This is a genomic window from Pseudomonas sp. FBCC-B1667 (genome assembly GCF_059133255.1).
In genome coordinates this window covers 3921407-3942839 of record NZ_CP101437.1, presented here as the reverse complement: position 1 = coordinate 3942839, position 21433 = coordinate 3921407, and the positions used below count along the sequence as shown (strand labels likewise).

Genomic DNA, 21433 nt, shown 5'->3' with positions numbered 1-21433 from the left:
GACAAATTCCACGCCACCCGCATTGCTTTCCAACGGGATGCGCAGCGGGTGTCGACGCAATTCTTGAGCTCGCTGTCCGAGACCGTTGAAAAACATAATCCAAGACAATAGGAGGTTGCCATGCCCGAGCCGTTGACCTCGTCTGGCCTGCCGTTTCGCTCCTGGTTAGCCCGATTCTCCAGTTCTGGATGGGGCGGGCGAGCGTTCTGGTCAGTACTGGTTTGCATCACAGTCTTGCTGCTGATCAGCGGCTATGGCGCATTCGTTGGCTCCAACAAACAAAATCTGCATTTTGCCTTCCTGGGCGGCATGTCAGGTTTCGCCGCAACAGCCATTGGCGCTGTCGCGGCGATAGCGTTGAGGGACATTGCCGCCCGTACGCAGGACATCATGCTTGGCTTCGCCGCCGGCATGATGCTCGCTGCCAGTTCATTTTCCCTCATCCTCCCTGGTATCGAAGCCGCTCGAGCGCTTTGCGGTAATCAGCTGCTCGCAGCCTGCGTTGTCGTTTCAGGACTGGGGCTGGGGGTCGCGTTGATGATCGGCCTGGATCGATTCGTTCCACACGAACATCAGAAGAGCGGTCGACAGGGGCCAGAAGCTAAACGCATCAATCGTGTCTGGCTGTTCGTGTTGGCAATCACTCTGCATAACCTGCCGGAAGGAATGGCCATTGGTGTGAGCTTCGCCAACGGCGATATGAAGGTTGGACTTCCTCTGACAACAGCCATCGCCATTCAAGACATTCCCGAAGGTCTGGCTGTCGCCTTGGCGTTACGAGTGACGGGCATTTCAGCGCTTCGAGCGGCGATTATTGCAGTTGGCTCTGGGTTGATGGAACCCATGGGCGCCATCGTCGGCTTAGGCATTTCCAGCAGCTTCGCATTGGGGTATCCCATAGCACTCGGTTTGGCAGCAGGCGCCATGAATTTTGTGGTGTCCCACGAGGTCATTCCCGAGACCCATAGCAATGGTCACGAGACACCTGCGACCTTAGGGCTGATGCTTGGCTTTGGCGTCATGATGTTCCTTGATACTGCTTTGGGCTAGCCAGGAGCCTTCTATCCGTCGCTCTGAAAATTTTCGGAACACCTCTTCAATGAGGCGAGTCAGTCTTCATGCACGGCGAGTTTTGCTTGCAGGTTGATCCCATGCGGGCGCCCTAGCGGGCGACGCCATACTGACCAAAAGGACGTTTGAAAATGGCTAGAAAAACTGTTGAAGACTTGTTTATCCATGAGCTCTCCGATGTTTACAGTGCGGAAAAGCAAATCACCAAAGCACTGCCGCGCTTGGCGAAAGCAGCGACTAACCCATTGTTAGCGGATGCCTTTTCCTCCCATCTGGAAGAAACTCACGGGCAGATTGAGCGCATCGATCAACTGGTGGAGCTGACGGGAATAAAACTGAAGCGCATGAAATGCGTGGCGATGGAAGGCTTGGTCGAAGAGTCGAAAGAGCTGGTGGAAGAAATCGATAAAGGTCCTGTGCTTGACGCCGCATTGATTGGTGCGGCTCAAAAGGTAGAGCACTACGAGATTGCTGCCTACGGCACCCTGATAGCAATGGCCAGGCATCTCAAGCTTGACGACGCAGCAGCTCTATTGGCGGCAACGCTCGCCGAAGAAAAAGGGGCTGACGAGAAGCTGACGAAGATAGCGGAGCAGGGCGGTAATCAGGCCGCCACTCTGGAAAAGTAACGCTAGATAAAGTGGTTCTATAGATCCTCGGCTCGGTGGCGATGGGAACATTGTCACCGTGTTTTTTTTCTAAAAAGTCGTATCCATTACCTCTCAGGACTCATTCGTTTGCCGAGAATTCTGACTTCCCAAGTAAGTGATACTGATTTAACCGCGCGCGATGCAAAGATGTTCGGCTCTCCTAAAGAGCGCCTGGATTTCTATCGTCGGGAGATTCAGTATGAGACAAGCATTCTGTCTAATCGGACAGACGCATACCTGACGGCACAATCCTTTTTAGTCATCGCCTTTGCGTCTTGTATGGCCAATCTCAATCCCGAATGGGGAACGTTGTTCACGCTAGTGGTGCCACCATTTCTTGCTCTTTTGGGTGTGCTTAGCTCGCTGAACGCTTGGCCCGGCATTCGCGCAGCCTATGACATCATCGATCATTGGTATTACAAGCAGAGCGAGCTGCTGCGGAGTGAGCCGGTGATGGGGTTGGCTTACGACGAATCACCCTTGTTTAGCGAGCGTGAGTCCACGCACAAGGGGTATCGAAAGGCATTGCTATTTTCCGTTCGTACCCCTTGGATCTTCGCGATATTTTGGGTATTGCTCGCTGCCTGGTCTGTCTATATTCAATTGAAAATCTAGGTGCGTAGCAGTAAGTTTTCCGCCGTTCCTATCGCTGATACGTACCTGGGATTCATAATTTCTGGTGCTGTCTCAAGTGAGTCAAAATCAAGGATGCTTCGGCTCGCGTGGCATCAGCGATGGCTTTTGCCTCCGTGAATTTTTTCAGAATATCGTCGGTTCTGTCATCCGTATCAAGAATGCTGTAGGCGAGTTCATCCAGCCGATCCGCCTCAAAAAAAAGCACAGTGGAACGAGCGACTTCACTGTCTCCATCCACGCTACCTACGTCGGTCAAAATGTATGCGCTCATCACGTTTAAACCTCCGTCCAGGTTAATGTCGCGGATTCCCGCCATTTGACCTCAGTCACCCCGTACCTCTCAGCTAGAGGTTTAGAGACGACCTTTAGCGGTGGTCTCCCAGGCTTCGGTATAGGAGCCAGTCCAGCATCACAACTTGCCCAATGCCAGGCATCCGCATTGCGCATTGCTTTTGTTCGAATGATGAAGGACTTCGGCTCCCCATGGAGCTTGTATTCAATAACGAAAAGATTAGTGTTCATGAGACCCTCCTTATGCTCATAGACAAAGGAGTGATCGCGCCAAAAAAAATTCAAATCGTTTGCCGGTCAATTGAAGGCTTATGATCTTTGGGTGTTTTTCAAGAAATTTGTACTAGCGAAGGTTATCCGTTTCAGTGTTCTAGCCTCCTGTCGGCCACTCTGAACCTGTAACGAACTCTTTTGATCCATTCAGAAGTCCCGTCGGGCTACCTGTAGCCATGGACTCATTCAGAAACCTGCTGACGCAAACTCAAGAACGAAAACTTCGTGCGCTGGATTCATGGCATCGAGCGTTTGACAGCTGCTCGCGACGTATGAAATCCAGGCGCCTGGGCGCGCACCGGCCCAGGCACATGACAACCGCGCCGACCTCATCCCCCACTTACCTTCCAATGTTTGACATCGTCAGCGAATACCATCTGCTGCATCTCATGAGCAATGCCATAGGCTAGAGATTCGTGTGCGGCAATGACTTTCTCCTCTGCTGAAAGGCAATGGAAAATATCGAGTTTGGTCTCTGCATCAACAGTTTCTAATGTGAAAATTTGCACGTAGCGCGCGAGATCGTTGTCGAGGCTCGACAGGTACTCACGCAAGCGCTGATGGTCGACCGATTTTTGACTGAAGTACCAGTTCATTGGGTGAATCAGAAAGCGCGCGTGAGGCGAAGTGATGCGACGACCTGCAGCCAAAAACATGATGATGCCCATCGATTCGATGTTGCCAGCATTGATCGCGCAAAGTGGCACCGGCAATGATTTCAGGAAGGTGTAGAGCGTGAAGCCGAAATTGGTGCTGCCACCGCAGGTGGACAAATTCAGTAGCAGCGACGTGGCACCTTGATCAACCGCTTCGAGGCAGCAATCCCTGAAACGCTCAGTTGTTCCCTGATCGATCTGGCAGTGAAAATGGATAATGTGTTCAGTCATCGTGTTATCTCCCGTGAGCGGCGCTCGGAGGGATTCATACAGGCTTATAGCCTAGTAAAAAATCGGACTTATTTGCTAATAATCCAAGCGGCAAGGTGATCAGTGGTTATCCCCGCCGCCAGTCTATTTGACTGAATTTCAAGGGAACTAACCTCTCGATTCCGCCCGTCGTGAGATGGAATATCAGTTCAAACTTTCGATTTTTCATGGCCTCGGAATTAAAGACGAGCACACGAGTTCGTCCTGACACAAGAAGAGGTGAACTGAAATGGCTAACACCGGAAACAACAATCCCGGGAATTTTGCTAATGACCGGGATAAGGCCTCGGACGCCGGCAAGAAAGGCGGAGAGGCATCAGGTGGCAATTTTGCCAACGATCCACAACGAGCTTCTGAGGCGGGCCAAAAAGGGGGGCAAGCCTCAGGTGGACAATCAAGAGATGCTGATCGTATGCCTGGCGGCGGACAGGGAGCAGGGCGCGGAGACAACATGACCGAGGATGCAGACAAAGCCTCTGAGGCAGGCAAGAACGGCGGTCAGGCTTCGGGCGGACGTCAGTCTGCTGATTCAGATCAGTCGACCAGCGGGGGCCAGGGAAATAGTCGCGGCGGTAACTTTGCCGACGACAAGGAAAAAGCTTCTGAAGCAGGTCGAAAAGGCGGGGAGCATAGTCACGGTGGCGGACGTAATTCCTAATGCCGTGTGATTCATCTCAAGCCCCGTATTTTTCTCGGGGCTTGATTTTTATCACGGGTTTGTCGCTGGAGGTCGCTTTAATCGAGCCGCAATATGTTCGAACTGACGGCTCTCGATAATGAGTCATCCCAGATACATCCAGTCGATACTCAACTTACGTAGCCAGAACTCCAGCGCCAGGATCGCTCACTGGCAACACCACGTGATTGTCACCCGGCGTCAGGATGACCTTTCTGCAACTCTCTTCCTTCTTGTCGAAAATCTTGTATCCCTCAGCGGCCTGTTCCAGTGACATTCGATGGCTGATGATGACCTCGGGGGATAGGCGACCTGTCTCGATATGTCCAAGGAGCTCTGGCAGGTAACGTTGCACGTGCGTCTGTCCCATTTTGAACGTCAGTCCCTTATCGAAGGCGTCACCGAACAGAAATCCGTGAATGAAGCCCGAGTAGACGCCGGGCACGCTAACGACGCCACCGCGCCTGACTGCGGCGATGCACTGACGCAAGGCCTTGCCGCTGCTACCTTCGAGCTTCAAGGTTGCAAGCACCGTCTCGGTGGTACTGCCTTTGGCTTCAAAGCCAACCGCATCGACGACACCATCCACGCCCCGCATGCCTTTCGTTTGTCGAATGATCGTATCCGCCGGGTCATCGTCTTCGTCGAAATTTATCGGAATGACACCGTAGGTTTCTTGCGCGTAGGCCAAGCGATAGGGGTGGTGGTCAACCATGAAAATCTGGTCTGCACCGAGCATCCTTGCGCAGGCTGCACTCAACAAACCGACAGGGCCTGCGCCATAGATGGCGATGCTCGAGCCATTTCCAATGCCTGTGTTGGTCACGGCTTGAAAAGCTGTGGGCAAAATATCCGAGAGAAACAATACCTTCTCATCCGAGAGCGTGCCTGGCACTTTGAACGGCCCGGTATTGGCTTTGGGGACTCGCACGTATTCCGCTTGTCCGCCAGGCACGCCACCGTACAGGTGACTGAAACCAAAGAGTGCGGCGCCGGGCGGGATGGCTTTCTTGTTCAGAATCGCCCCACGACCGGTATTGGTGGTTTCACACGCGGCGAACAAATCCATCTGACAGAAGAAGCAGCTGCCACAGGCGATAACGAACGGGATGACCACACGGTCGCCTGATTGCACGGCAGTGACAGCCGAGCCTGTTTCCTCAACGATGCCCATAAACTCGTGGCCGAAAATATCGCCATGCTCGACGGTCGGGATCTTTCCACGATAAAGATGAAGGTCGGATCCGCAAATCGCAGTGGCTGTGACTCGAAGAATGATGTCCTCGCCATCCTCGATAACTGGATCAGGAACAGTATCGACTTTTACGTTATGCGCGCCGTGGTACGTGAGTGCTCTCATGACTTCCTGCCCCTATCAATAGCTTGGTGGTAAGTGGGAGAGGAGTGAGGCAAAAGATTAGTTCAGAGAAATAGACGAGGACGTGACTAGCGGTCTGTACGGTGCTGTTTGGTGGTCTGCCTGATCTCTACTCGTTAATACGTTCTGCGATAGCCCGGCGTACGGCCTGGGCGAGGAATTCCGTGACCACTTTTACAGAGCCAGTACGGGTTTCGGTGCTGATTCAGTGACGCTCATTTACAACAGTTATGGCTTAACAATCTTCAGCGGAAACGTTCGCGCTATTCGTGATTGACTGCAGCATCTCAACGCTGCTCAATCCAGAACCGGTGTACGGCACCTTGCGAGCCTTGCACCGGATCCTGATCGGGAAACGGTAGCGTGTTGATGCTCGCCTGTTGGGTGCTGGTGGGGACCTCGCGGCAAATATCGGCATGCTGTCCCGGTGGATAAGCACCGACGACCAGAAAATCTTCACTCGAGTTTAAGTTGCAGTGGCCGGTGCCGGCGGGTAACAGCAATACGTCGCCGGGACTGACTTCAAGTACATGACCCTCCGGGCCACCCAACATCAGCAGCGCCCGACCGCTGGCGATGCCGAGCACTTCATGACCTTCGGTATGGTAGTGGTGGTAGCTGTAAACCCCATCTCGCCATTGTGGCGGCCAGCCATTGGCGATAAAGGTTTGTTCGAACAGCGCAGCCGGGTCATCGCCCTGAATTGCAATCGCGTGGAGGTAAATGATTACCGGCAGGCGTAGGTTGTTGGGAACCCATTGGTTACGCTCAAACGTCAGGGTTTGAACGGTAGCTGTCTCAACTCGAGATTTGTTCATTAAGGGTCTCCGAAAACCAGATGCGCCGATGGATTTTCATCTATCGATCTGCAACTCCAAATCAGCATTTTTCAGTCTGCGGGCGTGTGCCACTGTGCCGTTCAAGCGCTCTCCTGAAGAAAGAGTAAGGGTCAAGGAGTGAGCCTTGTGGAGGTCTTCTGGCACCGGTGACATCACCTGCACCTGAAAGGCACCTGGCGTTATGGGGGTGATGTGTACGTCGCAATCAATGGATTTAGAGATAGGGCCGAGAAGGGTGTCATTCAAGTAATTCAATCGTGCACGCTCGGTCATGGGTATGTCCTTTAAGGGCAAGGGTTAATGCTTCATTTCTTTCCTCATCTATGTGCTAGACGTAGCCATAACAGAAGAGTTCAACGTCGGTGGCTGACGGCTACAGGCGAACACAGGCCGTGTCTCAAAGAGTTCGAGGCTACTCAATAACCAATATTGAGTCTTCAGCTGAACTAATAGCTGACCTGTAAGTCGGGTTTGTAGATAGCACCCAACAGGATGGACTTGCCCCTACAAAACCGGACACCAACTCCCCGTTAAATTGATGCTGCTGCCAAGCGCCTGAACTCCCTAGGCGAGCGATAGCTCAAGGCGCTGTGCGGATGCTGCTCGTTGTAATGCTCGAAGGCAATTGCCAGGTTACGCAGCGCCGTTTCTCGATCCGGCTTGGGCATGTGCGCCACGTAATCCCGCTTCATCGTCTTCACGAAGCTCTCGGCCATGCCGTTGCTCTGTGGGCTGCGCACCGGTGTGGTCACCGGCTGCAAGCCGATCTGTCGAGCAAACAGGCGTGTCTGTTCGGCGGTGTAAGCCGAGCCGTTGTCGCTGAGCCATTGCACCGGGATGGCGGGTAGTTGATCACCGAAGCGCTTCTCCACACTTTCCAGCATCAAGTCGCGGATATCATCACCGCTATACCCGGTCGGGCTGGCGACCCAGCCGATGGCTTCGCGGTCGCAGCAGTCCAGGGAGAAGGTCACGCTCAGTTTGGCGCCGTCCTCGCAACGGAATTCAAAGCCGTCCGAGCACCAACGCGTATCGCTGGTTTGCACCGCAATACGGCCTTCGTGTCGACGCGGCACGCCGGGTTGTTTGATCCGGCGTTCAAGCAGTAGGTTGTGATCACGCATAACCCGGTAAACCCGCTTCACGTTGATCGCGGGTAGCAACTGGGTTTCACGGGCGCGACGCAGCAATCCCCAGACTCGACGGTAGCCATAGCTGGGCAGTTCGCTGACCTGTTGCTGGATTTCGGCCACCAACTCAGCATCGTTCACAGGCCTGCTTCGCCGTGTCTTGGGCGATGCCGATTGCTTGATTCGAACCGTTAATTGCGAGCGCGCCACACCGAGACATTCGCTGACCAGTTTCACTGGTCGTCCCCCGGCAACAAGGGTGAGTGCGCAATCCATTTTCGCGACCGGGCGATCTCCACGGCCTCTTTGAGGATTTCTGCTTCCATCGTTTTCTTGCCCAACATCCGTTGCAGTTCACGGATCTGCTTGAGCGCATCGCTCAGCTCGGAGGCCGGTACCACGGCTTCGCCAGCACTGACCGCCGAGAGGCTGCCGCCCTGGTACAGCTTGCGCCACAGGAACAACTGGTTGGCATTGATGCCGTTGCGCCGAGCCACCACTGAAACGCTTTGTCCCGGTTCAAGGCTCTCTCGAACCATGGCCAGCTTTTGCTCTGGGCTCCAGCGACGACGCCGCTCCTGGCCCAAAAGCTCACCACTCTTATCGTTGCTATTAGTCATAAACATAACCGTTTGCCTATCCCTTATCGTAAGGGGGAAACGGTGTCCTGTCTTTCATGGGGCTCGTTCACAGGAGAAGCACACCATGCGCATCTACACGATTGAATACCTCTTCAACGGCGAACCTCGCACGCATCAATTTGAACTCAAGCAGCCTCAGCTACCTGTCCATGAGGCGGCTATGCACCTGATACAGCTGCATTTTGGGGACGGCGAGAACAGCTTGGTCATGCCCACTGCGGACGCGACGCCGGAGGAGATTTTAGAGCAGGCTGAACGGGTAGGGCTGGCAAGGATTATGGTGGTTGATCAACCAGGTTGAAGTGAGCTGTGGCGAACACTACGGCCCGTTTCCACATATTTGAATGACTGATTTTTGGGCCGGTTGCTGCCGATTGCGAAGCGCTGCAAACGAATCATTACTGCCGCTGGGGACATCGAAGGCATCACAGCGAAGCTAGGGCTTAAAGCCCTAGCAGATCATAGATTTCACTTTTTCTTTTTCGCCGGCTTGTCTGTTTTCTCTGATTTCTTAGCCTTTTCCGGCTTGCTATCAGCTTTTTTTGCAGATTTCTTAGGTTCGGCGTCTTTTTTCTTGTCTTTCTTTTCGGAAGATTTCGAAAGAGCCGACGCCGCAGTTGATTTCTTTGCAGGTGATGACTTTTTGTCCTTCAATTCCTTGCTGGCTTTTGAAGTCTCACCTTTGCTTTTCTTCTCATCTTTGGCCATGTTGCCCACCTCGCTGGGTATCTCAGAATTGGGACACTGCCTGTGTGATTATTCACAGGTTGATCATTAGGCGAGCGCGTCCAATAGCGGTTCAAATTTTTTGATGCGTCGACATGGGCTTTGAGGGTCACCGATGGGTGCTGAGGGCTGGGTATTCCTAAGCAAGCAGGTCATCCGCTACGCCTCGGGTGTCCAAGGCTGATCGATTGGAATCGTAACCAACAGCTTCTGGCCGATATCTGCCTGTCGCGAGAGAGCGTCGAGGGCCACAGCTTTATGCCGTTCAGAAAACGATTTCGCGTCGTGCTTCCGCGGCCTGTACACGTATTGTCAGACCAGACTCGAAGCGCATGTCTAAGTGATGATCTTGTGGATGCGACCCTGAATTTTGAGCCTATTTTCGCCGTAGCTCTTCGATAGTTTCGATCAAGCTGTCGTAGGAAACAGGTTTCCCCAGGTGACTATCGAATCCTGACTTTCTGGCTTCGTCGATATCGCTTTGAGCCCCATATCCGGTCAATGCAATCGCCGGAACGCCCTGTATATGCGGAATCTTGCGCAGTTCGCGCATCAGTTCGTGGCCATTCATCAGCGGCATCCCCACATCAGAAATAATCACGTCGTAGTGCCCTGTCTTCGCAGCTTCCAGTCCTTCCAATGGCATTACAAAGGCGCTGACTTCAGCCTCTTCCATTTCCAAAAGCATCTTCAGTGTTTCCAGCACCTCTGCGGAATCATCCACCAGCAGGACGGTCACGCCGTCCAGTCGTCCCAATGGGGCTTCATTTCGCGTTGCGGGTATTGATTCCTCAGCAAGTTGGCTCAAGGGTAAACGAATGGTGAACGTCGAGCCCAATCCGACACCAGGAGAAGTCACTTCGACATTGCCACCATGGGCTTCGGTGAGTTGCCTGACCAAAGATAAACCTATGCCAAGACCGTCCCGTTGATGGGTGGCATGCTGACTGGCGGCCTGACCAAACAGGTCAAACACTTCAGTCATGCTTTCGGCACTCAGCCCCATGCCACTGTCCTTTACATCGAGTTTTGCCATTTCGCCATCGCGCGAAGCGCGAAGCTCAATCTGGCCGCCTGACGGGGTGAATTTCAGGGCGTTGTTGACCAGGTTCCAAGTGATCTGTTCGACCCGTAATGGATCTGCATTGACCACCAACGGAGGTTGTGCCGCGTCGGGAAGGTGCAGGGTGACATCGATACCGGGGTGGGTATTCGTCACCAAGGTGTGAATGTCCTGGAGAGTTTGGCCCAAATCAATGTCGGTGCGATTGAGATTGAGCTTGCCGGTGCGCACCCGTGCCACGTCGAGTAAATCGTTGATAATTCGAGCCTGGCTGACGACTGCTTCGCAGATGGTATCCACGGCCTTGGCAGCGTGAGCTATTGATTTTGTAATGGGCAGGCGTCGCAGAAGCTCGGCATTGAGCTGAATCAGATTCAGCGGGTGCTTGAGTTCGTGCGACATCACTGCAAAGAACTCATCTTTCAGTTGGCTGGTATTTTTGGTTTCAACCAGTTGCTGGTTTTGCTCTTCAAAGAGACGTTTGTGGCCCGTCAGATCCCGGGCGATTTTTACGTAGCCCCGGAGATTGTCGCCTTGGAGCAAAGTCACCTCGCCACTGCAAAAGAAGCGACTGCCGTCTTTGCGTAGGTGCCAGCGCTCATCTTCATTGTGCCCATGGGTTCGGACTGCCAACAGCTCCGTCTCAGGCACCCCGCTGATACGATCCTCTTCCGAGAACATGAAATCGTAATAAGTGCCTTCAGCCTCCTCTTTGGCGTAACCGAAGATCAGTTCGGCACCTTGATTCCAGGAGGTGATGATGCCGTGTTCATCCAATGTGATGATGGCGTAGCCACGCGTGCTTTCGGCGATCAGCCGCATGCGTTCTTCCCCCAAGCGCAACTCCTCTTCAGCCGCATGACGCTTAGTGATGTCGATGAAGGTCAGCACAGTACCGTCGATGTGATCTTCGCTGGAGCGATAGGGCAGCAGCCGCGCGATGTACCAACGACCGTCGCTGCTGCCGACTTCGCGCTCGATCATGTTCAACGATTCGAACACCGATACCGCATCATTGGCCAGATCGTCGTAATGCAGGCGATGGGTGATGTCGAGCAACGAGCGCCCAGTGTCGACCGGCAACATGCTGAAAATATCCGTAGCGCGTGGTGTGAACCACTTAATCCGCATACTGCGGTCGACAAATACTGTGGCTATTGAGGTAGAGGCGATCAGATTGGTCAGGTAATCGTTTACTTTGTCAGTTTCTTCGACTTTGGTTTTCAGCTCGAAGTTAACCGTCAGCAACTCTTCGTTGATTGACTGCAGTTCCTCCTTGCTGGTTTCCAGCTCTTCGGTGGCCGAACGCAGTTCTTCGTTGATGGACTGCATTTCTTCGTTGGAAGCCTTGAGTTCCTCACTGGTGACCTCAGAGTGTTCCAGGGTGTCCTGCAATTGCAGTTTGTTGCGTTGCAGTTCGCGCTCAAGGCTGGACAGCACCTGGCTATCAGTTTGCCGAACGAGTGTGGAGGCCACTTCGGTAGCATCAAGCTCCACTTCCTCAACGATGATCAAGACGTAATCGCTGTCCGATGCTTCGTCGTTGTAGGGTTGGGCTATCAAGTCGACGAGGTAGGTTCGATCCCCGCGCATGATCGATACCCCACGGGACTTCATCCTCAGACCGCTTTGCTGAACCTGGAACAATAGAGTTCGGACTTCAAGTCGTAACTCCGAAAGGATCAGGGTCAATAGATTGCGTGAAACCTCACCACCGACATGGCGTAGATAACGCCCCGCACTTTCGCTCATGTACAGCACGTCGGCGTTTGTATCAACGATTATGCTGGGTGGCGCTGACTGTTCCAGTGCACGCTGGTGAATGTCGGCAAACGGCAGTTTGCGAAGTACCGTGCTTTTCGGTTCATCACGGGTGCTGGTCGTGCGCAGGTGGCCACGGCGCGGTACGGGTGGCGTGGGACGGCTGTTGGCGGTGCCGGATTTGGCGCGAAAAATTCGGTTGCGTTTGTCCACTGTCGTGAATAGTTCGTCACATGCATCCGCACTTTCTGAGGATCCGAGAAACAGAAAGCCACCGGGACGAAGAGCAAAGTGAAACATCTGGAGAATCTCGAGTTGAACTTCGCGATCCAGATAGATCAGCAGATTGCGGCATACGATCAGGTCTAAATGAGAGAAGGGTGGGTCAGTTAGCAAATTGTGTTTAGCGAACAAAACTTTCTCACGGAGTTCCTTGCGAATGCGGTAGTGCGCGTCTTGTTTAACGAAGTAACGACGCAACCGCGTCGGCGGTACGTCGGTGATGATCGCTTGCGGATACAAACCGGCCCGCCCGAAGCGAATGGCGCGCTCATCAATGTCGGTGGCGAACAGCTGCAGTGACGTTTGGCTGGACTCCAGTTGCAGTTGATCACTGAGTAACATCGCCAGGCTGTAGGCTTCCTCACCGGTGGAGCAGCCAGCCGACCAGATGCGAATTTCTTCATCCTCGGGTTTAGCGGACACGGCTGCGTTGACCAGTTGCGGTATTACATCGCGCTCCAAGGCTTCGAAGGCTTCGCGGTCGCGAAAAAAGTTGGTCACGCCAATCAACATGTCTGCCAGTAAAGCTTGGGTTTCCTCGTGATTATTTTGCAGGTAGCAGTGATAGGCTTTCAGGTCAGGCTGAGTTGTAACCTGCATCCTTCTCTCTATACGGCGCAACACGGTGGCGCGCTTGTAATGTTTGAAATCATGGCCAGTTCCAGCGCGCAGTTGAATCAGAATGTCCTGTAACAGTTGCTCGGCGACCACGGTTTCACGTTCCGCTATCGAGGCCACAGTTCGCACGTTCGGGTCGTTGGCGCTGGGTAGGGAAATATTTTTCGCATTGCGCCACAATTCCAGCAGTTTTTGTGGCATTTCTACGACCGGAAGCACCAAGTCGACCATGCCTGTTTCGATGGCCGCACGCGGCATGCCGTCGAACTCGGCATCTTCCGGCGTCTGAACCAGCGTGACGCCGCCATGTTCCTTAATTCTGGATAATCCCACGGCACCGTCGGATCCAGTGCCCGATAGCACAAGGCAAAAAGCACGTTCGCGATGTGCCGAGGCCAGGTCGCGAAAAAACAAATCAATTGAGGCATGACGCCCATGGCGCGGATCGATAGGACTGACCTGCAGATAGCCGTCATTCATCGCCAGCCGATGCGCCGGTGAAACGACGTAGACACGGTTTTTTTCGATAGATACCGTTTTGGTTACTTGCTGAACCGGCATCTTGGTCGATACCTGGATGATCTTGTCGGCAATACTTACGTGATCCGGCGACAAATGAAGAACGATCACAAATGCCATGCCATTGTCATGGGGCATGTTCTCAAAAAACAGTTTTATAGCCTGCAGGCCGCCCGCAGACGCTCCGATGCCGACTACGCCGAAATCCACTTCGCGAGATGGGGTCGGTGTTGCGTCCGGGGCGTTCTGCGATTGATCGAAGGAAGTTGTCATAAAGGTGTTGCCTTCAAAAGGCGACGCCCTGACGTCGCTTCAGTAGCTTGATGAGCGTCTGCCGAAAAAAAACGAAGACGCGATTTTTTTGGCCTGCGCTTGCACGGCTATTCCTTGCTATGCATTGAGCCAGACATATCAGGCGCAGAAGTTCGCTTCCTGCGCACATGATTGTGAGGGGTTGCTTGGGGACTGAAGCCAGTTTGTTAGCGCTTACAGCCGCCCCATGAGGGCAGCTCAGTACATTAAGCGTAGCCGATAATTAAAAGGACATTAGTCATTGAAAGGTTCAGCAGGCGTCAGTTGAACACTGGTCGCTGACAAACATTTTTCAAACCTTCTTATAAACGAGAGTGTCGATAGCAGAAGGTCTCAGGCTGCGCTATATCGAGGACGAAATGATCAGTGGTGTGATACCCACCCATAATGAACAGAAGCACATCACCGCTTGCCTGACGTCCATCCTGATCGCCGCGAAGTATCCAGGACCAGGCGGTCAACAGATCAGCGTGCTTGTCGTCATGGACGACTGCTCAGACGGCACCGGCAGGTTGGTTTGCGCATCGGAAGTCAAAACACGCCATGGGTTCGTTCCAGCGACATGGAGCGGTACCTGTCCATTGAAAACCATCGCCATATCCATGGTGCCAACCTCGGTATGAGCGCCGTAGCGAATAGATACCCTCCAGTCGCAGCCGCGTATTGATGCCAAACCTTGAGGTAGGAGCGTACTGGGAGGAAGGGATTTGGATTACATAGCTAAGTTTGAACCGGGGAGCATTGAGGATTTTCGCTCCCATGCAGACCTCTGGGGGCACAATGAAAGAGAAGCATAGAAGAGAAGCCATATCTGCCTGGCAAGACCTTTTTAATCTTCCCGGTGACTGCGTCGACGCTGAGGACAGGTACGACAGGCTTTTGAGGTCTGCTGACGACATGGAGCGTAAAGGCCTCATTTCCAGCACCGAGTGGCGTAAGCTCGTTCAGCAAGCCGGGACGTTACTCGCGAGCACGGCAGAGTACCAAGTAGCGAGAAGCAGCTCATCGTTGTTTGATGGTTCCTAACGGTGTCCGCCCCCCAACATCTTTCTATGTGCGCAATCACTATGTGCCGCGTCATTCAATCCGGGTTCTGATGGTTGGGTATGGCTTTCGATTTTCCCAGAATGTAGCAGGGATGTAGCTGACCGTTAGGATGCGTTGTGACAACCACGGCTATCAATGACCAGCCCTCCTTAAGCTTCAGGTTTACATCGTTGGTAGACAGCGCCTCCATGACTTGGGTTGTCTCGGACACATGCATTTCGTCATTCCTAAACTCTAGGGTTCAACCGTTAGGCGCCTAGCAACGATAGGGGTTCCTTTATCAATACCTCTTCGCTCTGGAGCGTTCGTTGGGGGGCTGGGTCTAAATTCTTGATGCCCATCATGGCTTGAAGGAATGAACCGATGAACAAAACCATCAGCGCGCAAGACCTGCAGATCGACTTTCAAAGTGCGAAAGAAGCTGCCCTATTCAAATGGCTGATTGCCAGTTTTCTGATGGGTAAAAGAATTCAAGGCGCAATCGCGGCCAAGGCATACCAGGTCATCGTCGATCAGCATCAGCGAGATACACCGCAAAAGCTCGCGCACTGCACCCACCGTCAGTTGGTCGGTATGCTTGGTCAGGCTCATTACGTGCGTTACGACGAGACCACTGCGTCGCGATTGCTCGCATTGGCCGGCAAGCTCAACAATGACTACGGCGGCAGGGTGGGCAACATCGTGGAGGCGAGTTCTGATCGTCAGGAATTTGAAAAACGTCTGTCAGAATTTGAAGGGATAGGACCGAAGACCATCGAGATTTTCATGAGGGAAGCAGCCGCCTTGTTGTTCTGAGCCCCCGGAAACTTCTCACCCAAGAATCGGAGTTCTTATCCACCATCACCATCTCGGCTACGTGCAGCAAGGGGAAACCATGGCAACGCACAAACTGACGATTAATGACTTGCAGTTGAACATTTCAATCTGCGGTCAAGGCCCGCCGCTGCTGTTGCTCAATGGCCTGGGTGGTTTGATCCGTACGTTTGATCCCTTGCGCGATGAACTGGCGGACTACACGACTGGACTTGCCCCTACAAAACCGGACACCAACTCCCCGTTAAATTGATGCTGCTGCCAAGCGCCTGAACTCCCTAGGCGAGCGATAGCTCAAGGCGCTGTGCGGATGCTGCTCGTTGTAATGCTCGAAGGCAATTGCCAGGTTACGTAGCGCCGTTTCTCGATCCGGCTTGGGCATGTGCGCCACGTAATCCCGCTTCATCGTCTTCACGAAGCTCTCGGCCATGCCGTTGCTCTGCGGACTGCGCACTGGGGTGGTCACCGGCTGCAAACCGATCTGCCGAGCAAACAGGCGTGTCTGTTCGGCGGTGTAAGCCGAGCCGTTGTCGCTGAGCCATTGCACCGGGATGGCGGGTAGTTGATCACCGAAGCGCTTCTCCACACTTTCCAGCATCAAGTCGCGGATATCATCACCGCTATACCCGGTCGGGCTGGCGACCCAGCCGATGGCTTCGCGGTCGCAGCAGTCCAGGGAGAAGGTCACGCTCAGTTTGGCGCCGTCCTCGCAACGGAATTCAAAGCCGTCCGAGCACCAACGCGTATCGCTGGTTTGCACCGCAATACGGCCTTCGTGTCGACGCGGCACGCCGGGTTGTTTGATCCGGCGTTCAAGCAGTAGGTTGTGATCACGCATAACCCGGTAAACCCGCTTCACGTTGATCGCGGGTAGCAACTGGGTTTCACGGGCGCGACGCAGCAATCCCCAGACTCGACGGTAGCCATAGCTGGGCAGTTCGCTGACCTGTTGCTGGATTTCGGCCACCAACTCAGCATCGTTCACAGGCCTGCTTCGCCGTGTCTTGGGCGATGCCGATTGCTTGATTCGAACCGTTAATTGCGAGCGCGCCACACCGAGACATTCGCTGACCAGTTTCACTGGTCGTCCCCCGGCAACAAGGGTGAGTGCGCAATCCATTTTCGCGACCGGGCGATCTCCACGGCCTCTTTGAGGATTTCTGCTTCCATCGTTTTCTTGCCCAACATCCGTTGCAGTTCACGGATCTGCTTGAGCGCATCGCTCAGCTCGGAGGCCGGTACCACGGCTTCGCCAGCACTGACCGCCGAGAGGCTGCCGCCCTGGTACAGCTTGCGCCACAGGAACAACTGGTTGGCATTGATGCCGTTGCGCCGAGCCACCACTGAAACGCTTTGTCCCGGTTCAAGGCTCTCTCGAACCATGGCCAGCTTTTGCTCTGGGCTCCAGCGACGACGCCGCTCCTGGCCCAAAAGCTCACCACTCTTATCGTTGCTATTAGTCATAAACATAACCGTTTGCCTATCCCTTATCGTAAGGGGGAAACGGTGTCCTGTCTTTCATGGGGCTCGTTCAACGACCATTACGTTGGACGTGCCTTGCGTCGATTTCATCTGCCTGGAGCTGCCAGAGGATGCGCAACTGCACGTGATGCTCTGAATTATCGCCATCACTTTCCAGCACCCTTTGGCGAGCCTCTCTTCACCCGCATCACATAGCGACTAAGAACTCTGTCCCCCAGCCACATCCATGTTTATTTTGCGCCAGGCGGCTTCGGCAAAGCTGTAAACCGAAAAGGCGATCAACCCCAGCGCCATTACCATTAAAATCAAGGTTCCGGCTGGCAGGTTTTGTAGAGCATCAAGGGCTTCTTTCATGCCCGGGGGATCCATAGCTTTATAACGGGAGCCGCTGATCGCAAGCAGCAGCGCTATCTCAATGAACACCACGCCTCGGGCAATGAGCCCAAACCGAGACACCGGGCGTATATAGCGCATTACGTCTTCGTCAGCCTCAAAGTACTTCTCGAACGACGCCTTCCATGCCTTGATGATGTGCGCAATACCTACTCCAAGTGGGACGAGCGCCATGAGGTAGACCAACAGGTTTGATTGATCCCAAGACAGCAGATGCGCCAGTAAATCCTTGGTCTCTCCACCTCCGGAGTTGCTTGAACTTCTAACGCCGGTGATGAGTAGGCCCAATGCAAATAGCGCAAGAGCGCCGTTAACAAAACCTCCCGCCAACAAACCTGCACGAATCACCCATCCCATGAGTTTGGTACCGTGATGATCGACGTCGCGAATCGCTTGCAAAACGCGCCAAGCCGCAAAGGCGAGCAGACCCAGCACTACAAGTCCGACTAAAAAATAACCGAATGGCTGGCTTAGCAATGCTTCCAGGCTCTTGTGGCTGTCCTTCGGTTTTGCGGAGTCTTGAGCTGCCAGGAGAGCGAAGATGCCAATGATCAAATACAGAACGCCTCGAGCGGCATATCCGCCCCGAGCGAGTACGACAAGGGTGTGTTGAGCGGACATCGGATCATTTCCAAGGAGTGATACAGGAGCAGACCTATCGCGGGTGGAGGGGTTCGATAAAAGTCAAAGTCTTCAGTCACTCAGGATGGTCACTCATGCGTCATGGGTACCGCGTGCGTCATTTTGATACATTTCTCGCGGTTTGGTGATCATGCTGCCGCTGGTACTCGCGCGGGGCGGCGATGCGGGGCAGTTGCGCGAATCCCTGGGCAAGAGCCTCAAGCCAATCGCCTCAATCATCATGATCATCGCCGGCGGTGGTGCCTTTCAAGAACTGCTGACCAGCGCCAAGGCGGGCGATGCCATTGTGCACCTGACTCAGCAGTCTGCGTTCCCTCCGCTGATCTTGGGTTGGTTGATCGCGATGTTGCTCTCGGTATCTACCGGTTCTGCAACTGTAGGTATCGTTGGTGCTGCTGGCTGGCTGGCTTGCTAGCGCCGCTTGCAGGTGCGGATCCCAGGCTCAACCTGCCTCTGCTTGTCTTGTCGATAGGCTGTGGCTCGCTGTTCTTCAACTATGCGAACCCTGCAGGCTTCTGGATGGTGAAAGAATCCTTCGGCATGACTATGGGCGAAGCCACCAAGACCATTTCGGTGGTTCAATCCATCGTAGCCGTGGTCGGTTTGATTGTGGTGTTGATGTTGAATGCGGCTGTCACGGTGAACTGAGTCTGGTCTTCAGCTGTGCGACTTCAGCTTCCAGCTCGCGCACTCGCTCCCTGGCCTCCACTTCGGCGCTGACGTCCTTCTGGATACCGATGAAGTAGGTGAGTTGATCGCTGTCGTTGAACACCGGGGTAATCGACAGCTCATTCCAGAAGGGAGTGCCGTCCTTGCGATAATTGCGAATGACTTGGCGGCAGGGGAGCAGGTTCCTTATCGCCTCGCGGATGACTGTCAAACCAGCTTGGTTACGGTCATCACCCTGCAGGAAGCGGCAGTCCTGGTACAGGATGTCGTCAACGCTGTACCCCGTCAGGCGCTGAAAGGCGGGGTTGGCATAGATCAGGATGTTTTCGTCGCCTTCCTGCTCTGCTACCACGATGCCATCGTTTGATGCTTCAACCACCAGTTTCAGCAGTTCTGCGTCGATCATTTTCAGAGCCCCAGTGAGTGACATCTCATTTTTAGCGGTTACCCGCCATGCACGGAGTTATCAGTATAACCCTCGGCATGAGCGCCATACACCGCGGCTGAGTCCAGAGGGGGCATCGGCCAATCGTTCGTCCATCCAGCATCTGCGTACCGCTTTGTGCGGTATGACGACCGGTATAGCTGATCGCCCCGTTGGAGGTTCCACGGACTGCGCGACGGAACGATTCCAGCATTCGCGGCATCATCCCAGTCCGCTTCGGCGATGGAGTGGTAAGTAATCCCAAAATTCTCAAGTACTTTGATCGCTTCGATGCCGGTGGTATCGCTACCTGTTGAAGCGTTCAACCAGGGCTCGCAAACCACGTGAAGTAGTTTCAAGCTCACTGCCACGAGCGACTGCTGCGTTAGCATTTTTAGCTGTTCTATCAACCGTCACGGCGACGTTGTTGATCTGCCGAGCAATATCTTCGGCGACATGAGCCTGTTCTTCTGAAGCGGCGGCCATTTGCTGACTCATACCACTAATGCGTTCAACCGCATGGCGAATGCCTTGAAGGGCTCCCTGAGCCTCTATAACCTGTTGCACGCCGTGATCTGCCTCGCGGATACCGTGTCTGGCAATGCTGACTGCGTCATCCGCACCCTTTTTAAGGGCTTCAATAACACTCTGAATTTGTTGGGTAGACACGCGGGTTTTACTGGCCAAAGCGCGAACTTCATCAGCGACCACAGCAAAGCCCCGGCCTTGTTCACCAGCCCTGGCTGCTTCAATTGCTGCATTGAGCGCAAGCAAGTTGGTTTGATCCGCAATAGATTGGATCACACCAGCAGCAGTCATGATTTGTTGCGTTTCGTTGGCGAGGTTATCCACCGCAGTGCTGATGTTTGTTACCGTGCTAGCCAGAAGCTGAATTGCCTCTCTTGTGGTGCCGGCGACCTTGTCGCCTTGTTCTGCAAGTTCATTTGCCGTTTGCGCTTCAATTGCGGTTTGTTGAATATGCCCCGCCACCTCGCTGATTGAAGCCGCCATTTCAGTCATGGCCGCAGCAGTCATGTCCGTTTCGGTCCTCTGCTCCAGTAAGGCATGCTCGGTTTGGTTAGAGAGCAGAGAGGAATGTGCAGCTGCTTCAGTCACTTGGTTAGCCAGATCGCTCAGCCGGGTTAAGGCGGTTTTGAGGCGGGCATCCTCGCTGATCAGCAACATTTCCAGTTGCGCTGAAGGGCCGTATGTATCGCTGTAAGTGAGGGCGCTGACGGGATCACTGAAAGCATCAGGGGCGCTTTTAATGATTCGATTGAGTTGGTTAACCTCGCGCGTGTAAGTCCACCATCCAATGGCCAAAAAGAGCAAGGCGATGATTGTTTGCGCCAGCAGATTCGGTAGAGTGTTAATCACTCCCATCGCCATTATTGCGGCAATTACCGGTAAAGCCAGTCTGCCCATCAAAGCGGTACAGTGACGCCTTCCTGGCACGGCCTGTTTGCCGGCACGAAGCCGCTGATACAGCATGTGTGCCCGCTCAATCTGTTCGCGAGTCGGCTTGACCCTTACGGACTCGTAGCCTATTAGATGGCCATTTTCGAGGATGGGGGTGACGTACGCGCTGACCCAGTAATAGTCGCCATTCTTACAACGATTTTTTACGACGCCCATCCAGCTTTTTCCGGCCTTCAGGTAACTCCACATCATCCCGAAAACAGCAGGTGGCATGTCAGGGTGGCGAACCATATTGTGGGGGCTACCGACTAACTCCTCACGGGAGTAGCCGCTTATTTTCGTGAACTCATCATTGCAGTAGGTAATTTTACCGCTGGAATCAGTCGCTGAGATCAAGCGCTGCTGGGCAGGAAAAATTTGCTCAACAGATGTAATTGTTTGAGTTGCGCGCAAGGTTAATTCTCTACAAAAAAGGCATACGTTATGGCCATTATGCCATCACTGTTGCTATTGTCGTAATTTTTGTAAGGCTATTGAGTTAGGTTGAAGATTACCGTCTTTTATTGCGTGATTGTCAGTCAAGGGCGGCGTTAATCTGGGAGGCACATCTTCCGCAGCTTGCATGGAGGCTACGGTGTCTGGCATGGCAGGCAAATGGTGAAAGGGGAATGTGCCTCAATCATCCGTAGCTGGATCTAAAATGCGACCTTCAAGGTGCCGCCACTGACCCGAAATGGTCAGTTGATCGTGGG

21 protein-coding genes and 2 pseudogenes are annotated in these 21433 nt (G+C 53.7%); 10 read left to right on the top strand and 13 right to left on the bottom strand.

Annotated elements, in window-relative coordinates:
• Positions 1 to 120: 120 nt before the first annotated feature.
• From NL116_RS18145 to NL116_RS18135, 3 genes are all read left to right on the top strand, one after another.
• Complete coding sequence (locus NL116_RS18145) at positions 121 to 1050, top strand: ZIP family metal transporter (RefSeq protein ID WP_494373382.1); 930 nt, start codon at positions 121 to 123, stop codon at positions 1048 to 1050.
• 152 nt (positions 1051 to 1202) lie between these two features.
• Positions 1203 to 1700, top strand: a complete 498-nt coding sequence (locus NL116_RS18140) for a YciE/YciF ferroxidase family protein (RefSeq protein ID WP_494373381.1) — start codon at positions 1203 to 1205, stop codon at positions 1698 to 1700.
• Between the two features lie 108 nt (positions 1701 to 1808).
• Positions 1809 to 2336, top strand: a complete 528-nt coding sequence (locus tag NL116_RS18135) for a hypothetical protein (RefSeq protein ID WP_494373380.1) — start codon at positions 1809 to 1811, stop codon at positions 2334 to 2336.
• Positions 2337 to 2388: 52 nt separating this feature from the next.
• Here NL116_RS18135 and NL116_RS18130 read toward each other — a convergent pair whose 3' ends face one another.
• The 3 genes from NL116_RS18130 to NL116_RS18120 form a co-directional block, all read right to left on the bottom strand.
• Positions 2389 to 2673, bottom strand: coding sequence for a hypothetical protein (locus NL116_RS18130; RefSeq protein WP_494373379.1), 285 nt, complete (start codon positions 2671 to 2673; stop codon positions 2389 to 2391).
• Entirely contained in the window at positions 2634 to 2879 is a 246-nt protein-coding gene (locus NL116_RS18125) for a DUF6555 family protein (protein WP_494373378.1), read from the bottom strand. The genes NL116_RS18130 and NL116_RS18125 overlap by 40 nt, the downstream gene beginning before the upstream one ends.
• 371 nt (positions 2880 to 3250) lie before the next feature.
• Complete coding sequence (locus NL116_RS18120; RefSeq protein WP_494373377.1) at positions 3251 to 3808, bottom strand: ATP-dependent Clp protease proteolytic subunit; 558 nt, start codon at positions 3806 to 3808, stop codon at positions 3251 to 3253.
• A gap of 268 nt (positions 3809 to 4076) precedes the next feature.
• Here NL116_RS18120 and NL116_RS18115 point away from each other — a divergent pair.
• Positions 4077 to 4238: pseudogene (locus NL116_RS18115) on the top strand (con-10 family general stress protein); the annotation flags it as partial.
• A 21-nt stretch (positions 4239 to 4259) separates the two neighbouring features.
• On the top strand, positions 4260 to 4505 hold the full coding sequence (locus NL116_RS18110; RefSeq protein WP_494378091.1) for a con-10 family general stress protein: 246 nt from the start codon (positions 4260 to 4262) through the stop codon (positions 4503 to 4505).
• A gap of 154 nt (positions 4506 to 4659) precedes the next feature.
• On the opposite strand, the gene NL116_RS18105 is transcribed toward NL116_RS18110, so the two are convergent.
• The 4 genes from NL116_RS18105 to NL116_RS18090 form a co-directional block, all read right to left on the bottom strand.
• Positions 4660 to 5883 carry a zinc-dependent alcohol dehydrogenase gene (locus tag NL116_RS18105; protein WP_494373376.1) on the bottom strand — a complete coding sequence of 408 codons (1224 nt, stop codon included), beginning with the start codon at positions 5881 to 5883 and terminating at the stop codon, positions 4660 to 4662.
• A 305-nt stretch (positions 5884 to 6188) separates the two neighbouring features.
• The gene (locus tag NL116_RS18100; protein ID WP_494373375.1) at positions 6189 to 6719 is read right to left on the bottom strand and encodes a cupin domain-containing protein; all 531 of its coding nucleotides are present in this window, start codon (positions 6717 to 6719) and stop codon (positions 6189 to 6191) included.
• Between the two features lie 36 nt (positions 6720 to 6755).
• Positions 6756 to 7013, bottom strand: coding sequence for a hypothetical protein (locus tag NL116_RS18095; protein WP_494373374.1), 258 nt, complete (start codon positions 7011 to 7013; stop codon positions 6756 to 6758).
• 257 nt (positions 7014 to 7270) lie between these two features.
• A protein-coding gene (locus NL116_RS18090; RefSeq protein WP_494372982.1) for an IS3 family transposase occupies positions 7271 to 8490 on the bottom strand; the annotation gives its coding sequence in 2 pieces (ribosomal slippage) (positions 7271 to 8145 and positions 8145 to 8490; 1221 coding nt in all).
• Between the two features lie 85 nt (positions 8491 to 8575).
• On the opposite strand from NL116_RS18090, the gene NL116_RS18085 reads away from it, so the two are divergent.
• The gene (locus NL116_RS18085; RefSeq protein ID WP_494373373.1) at positions 8576 to 8812 is read left to right on the top strand and encodes a hypothetical protein; all 237 of its coding nucleotides are present in this window, start codon (positions 8576 to 8578) and stop codon (positions 8810 to 8812) included.
• A gap of 167 nt (positions 8813 to 8979) precedes the next feature.
• Here NL116_RS18085 and NL116_RS18080 read toward each other — a convergent pair whose 3' ends face one another.
• Entirely contained in the window at positions 8980 to 9228 is a 249-nt protein-coding gene (locus NL116_RS18080; RefSeq protein WP_494373372.1) for a hypothetical protein, read from the bottom strand.
• 385 nt (positions 9229 to 9613) lie between these two features.
• Positions 9614 to 13753 (bottom strand): CheR family methyltransferase, encoded by a 4140-nt coding sequence (locus NL116_RS18075; RefSeq protein WP_494373371.1) that lies wholly within the window; start codon positions 13751 to 13753, stop codon positions 9614 to 9616.
• Positions 13754 to 14151: 398 nt separating this feature from the next.
• On the opposite strand from NL116_RS18075, the gene NL116_RS18070 reads away from it, so the two are divergent.
• The 3 genes from NL116_RS18070 (at position 14152) to NL116_RS18060 (ending at position 15905) form a co-directional block, all read left to right on the top strand.
• Complete coding sequence (locus NL116_RS18070) at positions 14152 to 14415, top strand: hypothetical protein (protein WP_494373370.1); 264 nt, start codon at positions 14152 to 14154, stop codon at positions 14413 to 14415.
• A gap of 787 nt (positions 14416 to 15202) precedes the next feature.
• Entirely contained in the window at positions 15203 to 15634 is a 432-nt protein-coding gene (locus tag NL116_RS18065) for an HhH-GDP family DNA glycosylase (RefSeq protein WP_494373369.1), read from the top strand.
• Between the two features lie 79 nt (positions 15635 to 15713).
• Positions 15714 to 15905, top strand: a complete 192-nt coding sequence (locus tag NL116_RS18060) for a hypothetical protein (RefSeq protein WP_494373368.1) — start codon at positions 15714 to 15716, stop codon at positions 15903 to 15905.
• Here the strand turns inward: NL116_RS18060 and NL116_RS18055 are convergent.
• Both NL116_RS18055 and NL116_RS18050 read right to left on the bottom strand, forming a co-directional pair.
• Positions 15897 to 17116, bottom strand: a protein-coding gene (locus NL116_RS18055; RefSeq protein WP_494372982.1) for an IS3 family transposase whose coding sequence is annotated in 2 segments (ribosomal slippage) — positions 15897 to 16771 and positions 16771 to 17116 — 1221 coding nt in all. Because the reading frame shifts where the segments join, the coding sequence is not laid out codon by codon here. The genes NL116_RS18060 and NL116_RS18055 overlap by 9 nt on opposite strands.
• Positions 17117 to 17332: 216 nt before the next feature.
• Entirely contained in the window at positions 17333 to 18148 is an 816-nt protein-coding gene (locus NL116_RS18050; protein WP_494373367.1) for a DUF1206 domain-containing protein, read from the bottom strand.
• A 160-nt stretch (positions 18149 to 18308) separates the two neighbouring features.
• On the opposite strand from NL116_RS18050, the pseudogene NL116_RS18045 reads away from it, so the two are divergent.
• Positions 18309 to 18817: pseudogene (locus NL116_RS18045) on the top strand (GntT/GntP/DsdX family permease); the annotation flags it as partial.
• On the opposite strand, the gene NL116_RS18040 reads toward NL116_RS18045, so the two are convergent.
• Both NL116_RS18040 and NL116_RS18035 read right to left on the bottom strand, forming a co-directional pair.
• Positions 18804 to 19244, bottom strand: a complete 441-nt coding sequence (locus NL116_RS18040) for a PAS domain-containing protein (RefSeq protein ID WP_494373366.1) — start codon at positions 19242 to 19244, stop codon at positions 18804 to 18806. The pseudogene NL116_RS18045 and the gene NL116_RS18040 sit on opposite strands and share 14 nt — an antisense overlap.
• Before the next feature lie 324 nt (positions 19245 to 19568).
• Positions 19569 to 21134 (bottom strand): methyl-accepting chemotaxis protein, encoded by a 1566-nt coding sequence (locus NL116_RS18035; protein WP_494373365.1) that lies wholly within the window; start codon positions 21132 to 21134, stop codon positions 19569 to 19571.
• Positions 21135 to 21433: the final 299 nt, after the last annotated feature.

Excerpts from the sequence above, each read along its gene's own strand:
- NL116_RS18145 (WP_494373382.1), top strand. The coding sequence starts at position 121 with ATGCCCGAGCCGTTGACCTCGTCTGGCCTGCCGTTTCGCTCCTGGTTA.
- NL116_RS18140 (WP_494373381.1), top strand. The coding sequence starts at position 1,203 with ATGGCTAGAAAAACTGTTGAAGACTTGTTTATCCATGAGCTCTCCGAT.
- NL116_RS18130 (WP_494373379.1), bottom strand. The coding sequence starts at position 2,673 with ATGGCGGGAATCCGCGACATTAACCTGGACGGAGGTTTAAACGTGATG.
- NL116_RS18125 (WP_494373378.1), bottom strand. The coding sequence starts at position 2,879 with ATGAACACTAATCTTTTCGTTATTGAATACAAGCTCCATGGGGAGCCG.
- NL116_RS18120 (WP_494373377.1), bottom strand. The coding sequence starts at position 3,808 with ATGACTGAACACATTATCCATTTTCACTGCCAGATCGATCAGGGAACA.
- NL116_RS18110 (WP_494378091.1), top strand. The coding sequence starts at position 4,260 with ATGCCTGGCGGCGGACAGGGAGCAGGGCGCGGAGACAACATGACCGAG.
- NL116_RS18105 (WP_494373376.1), bottom strand. The coding sequence starts at position 5,883 with ATGAGAGCACTCACGTACCACGGCGCGCATAACGTAAAAGTCGATACT.
- NL116_RS18100 (WP_494373375.1), bottom strand. The coding sequence starts at position 6,719 with ATGAACAAATCTCGAGTTGAGACAGCTACCGTTCAAACCCTGACGTTT.
- NL116_RS18095 (WP_494373374.1), bottom strand. The coding sequence starts at position 7,013 with ATGACCGAGCGTGCACGATTGAATTACTTGAATGACACCCTTCTCGGC.
- NL116_RS18085 (WP_494373373.1), top strand. The coding sequence starts at position 8,576 with ATGCGCATCTACACGATTGAATACCTCTTCAACGGCGAACCTCGCACG.
- NL116_RS18075 (WP_494373371.1), bottom strand. The coding sequence starts at position 13,753 with ATGACAACTTCCTTCGATCAATCGCAGAACGCCCCGGACGCAACACCG.
- NL116_RS18070 (WP_494373370.1), top strand. The coding sequence starts at position 14,152 with ATGATCAGTGGTGTGATACCCACCCATAATGAACAGAAGCACATCACC.
- NL116_RS18065 (WP_494373369.1), top strand. The coding sequence starts at position 15,203 with ATGAACAAAACCATCAGCGCGCAAGACCTGCAGATCGACTTTCAAAGT.
- NL116_RS18060 (WP_494373368.1), top strand. The coding sequence starts at position 15,714 with ATGGCAACGCACAAACTGACGATTAATGACTTGCAGTTGAACATTTCA.
- NL116_RS18050 (WP_494373367.1), bottom strand. The coding sequence starts at position 18,148 with ATGTCCGCTCAACACACCCTTGTCGTACTCGCTCGGGGCGGATATGCC.
- NL116_RS18040 (WP_494373366.1), bottom strand. The coding sequence starts at position 19,244 with ATGATCGACGCAGAACTGCTGAAACTGGTGGTTGAAGCATCAAACGAT.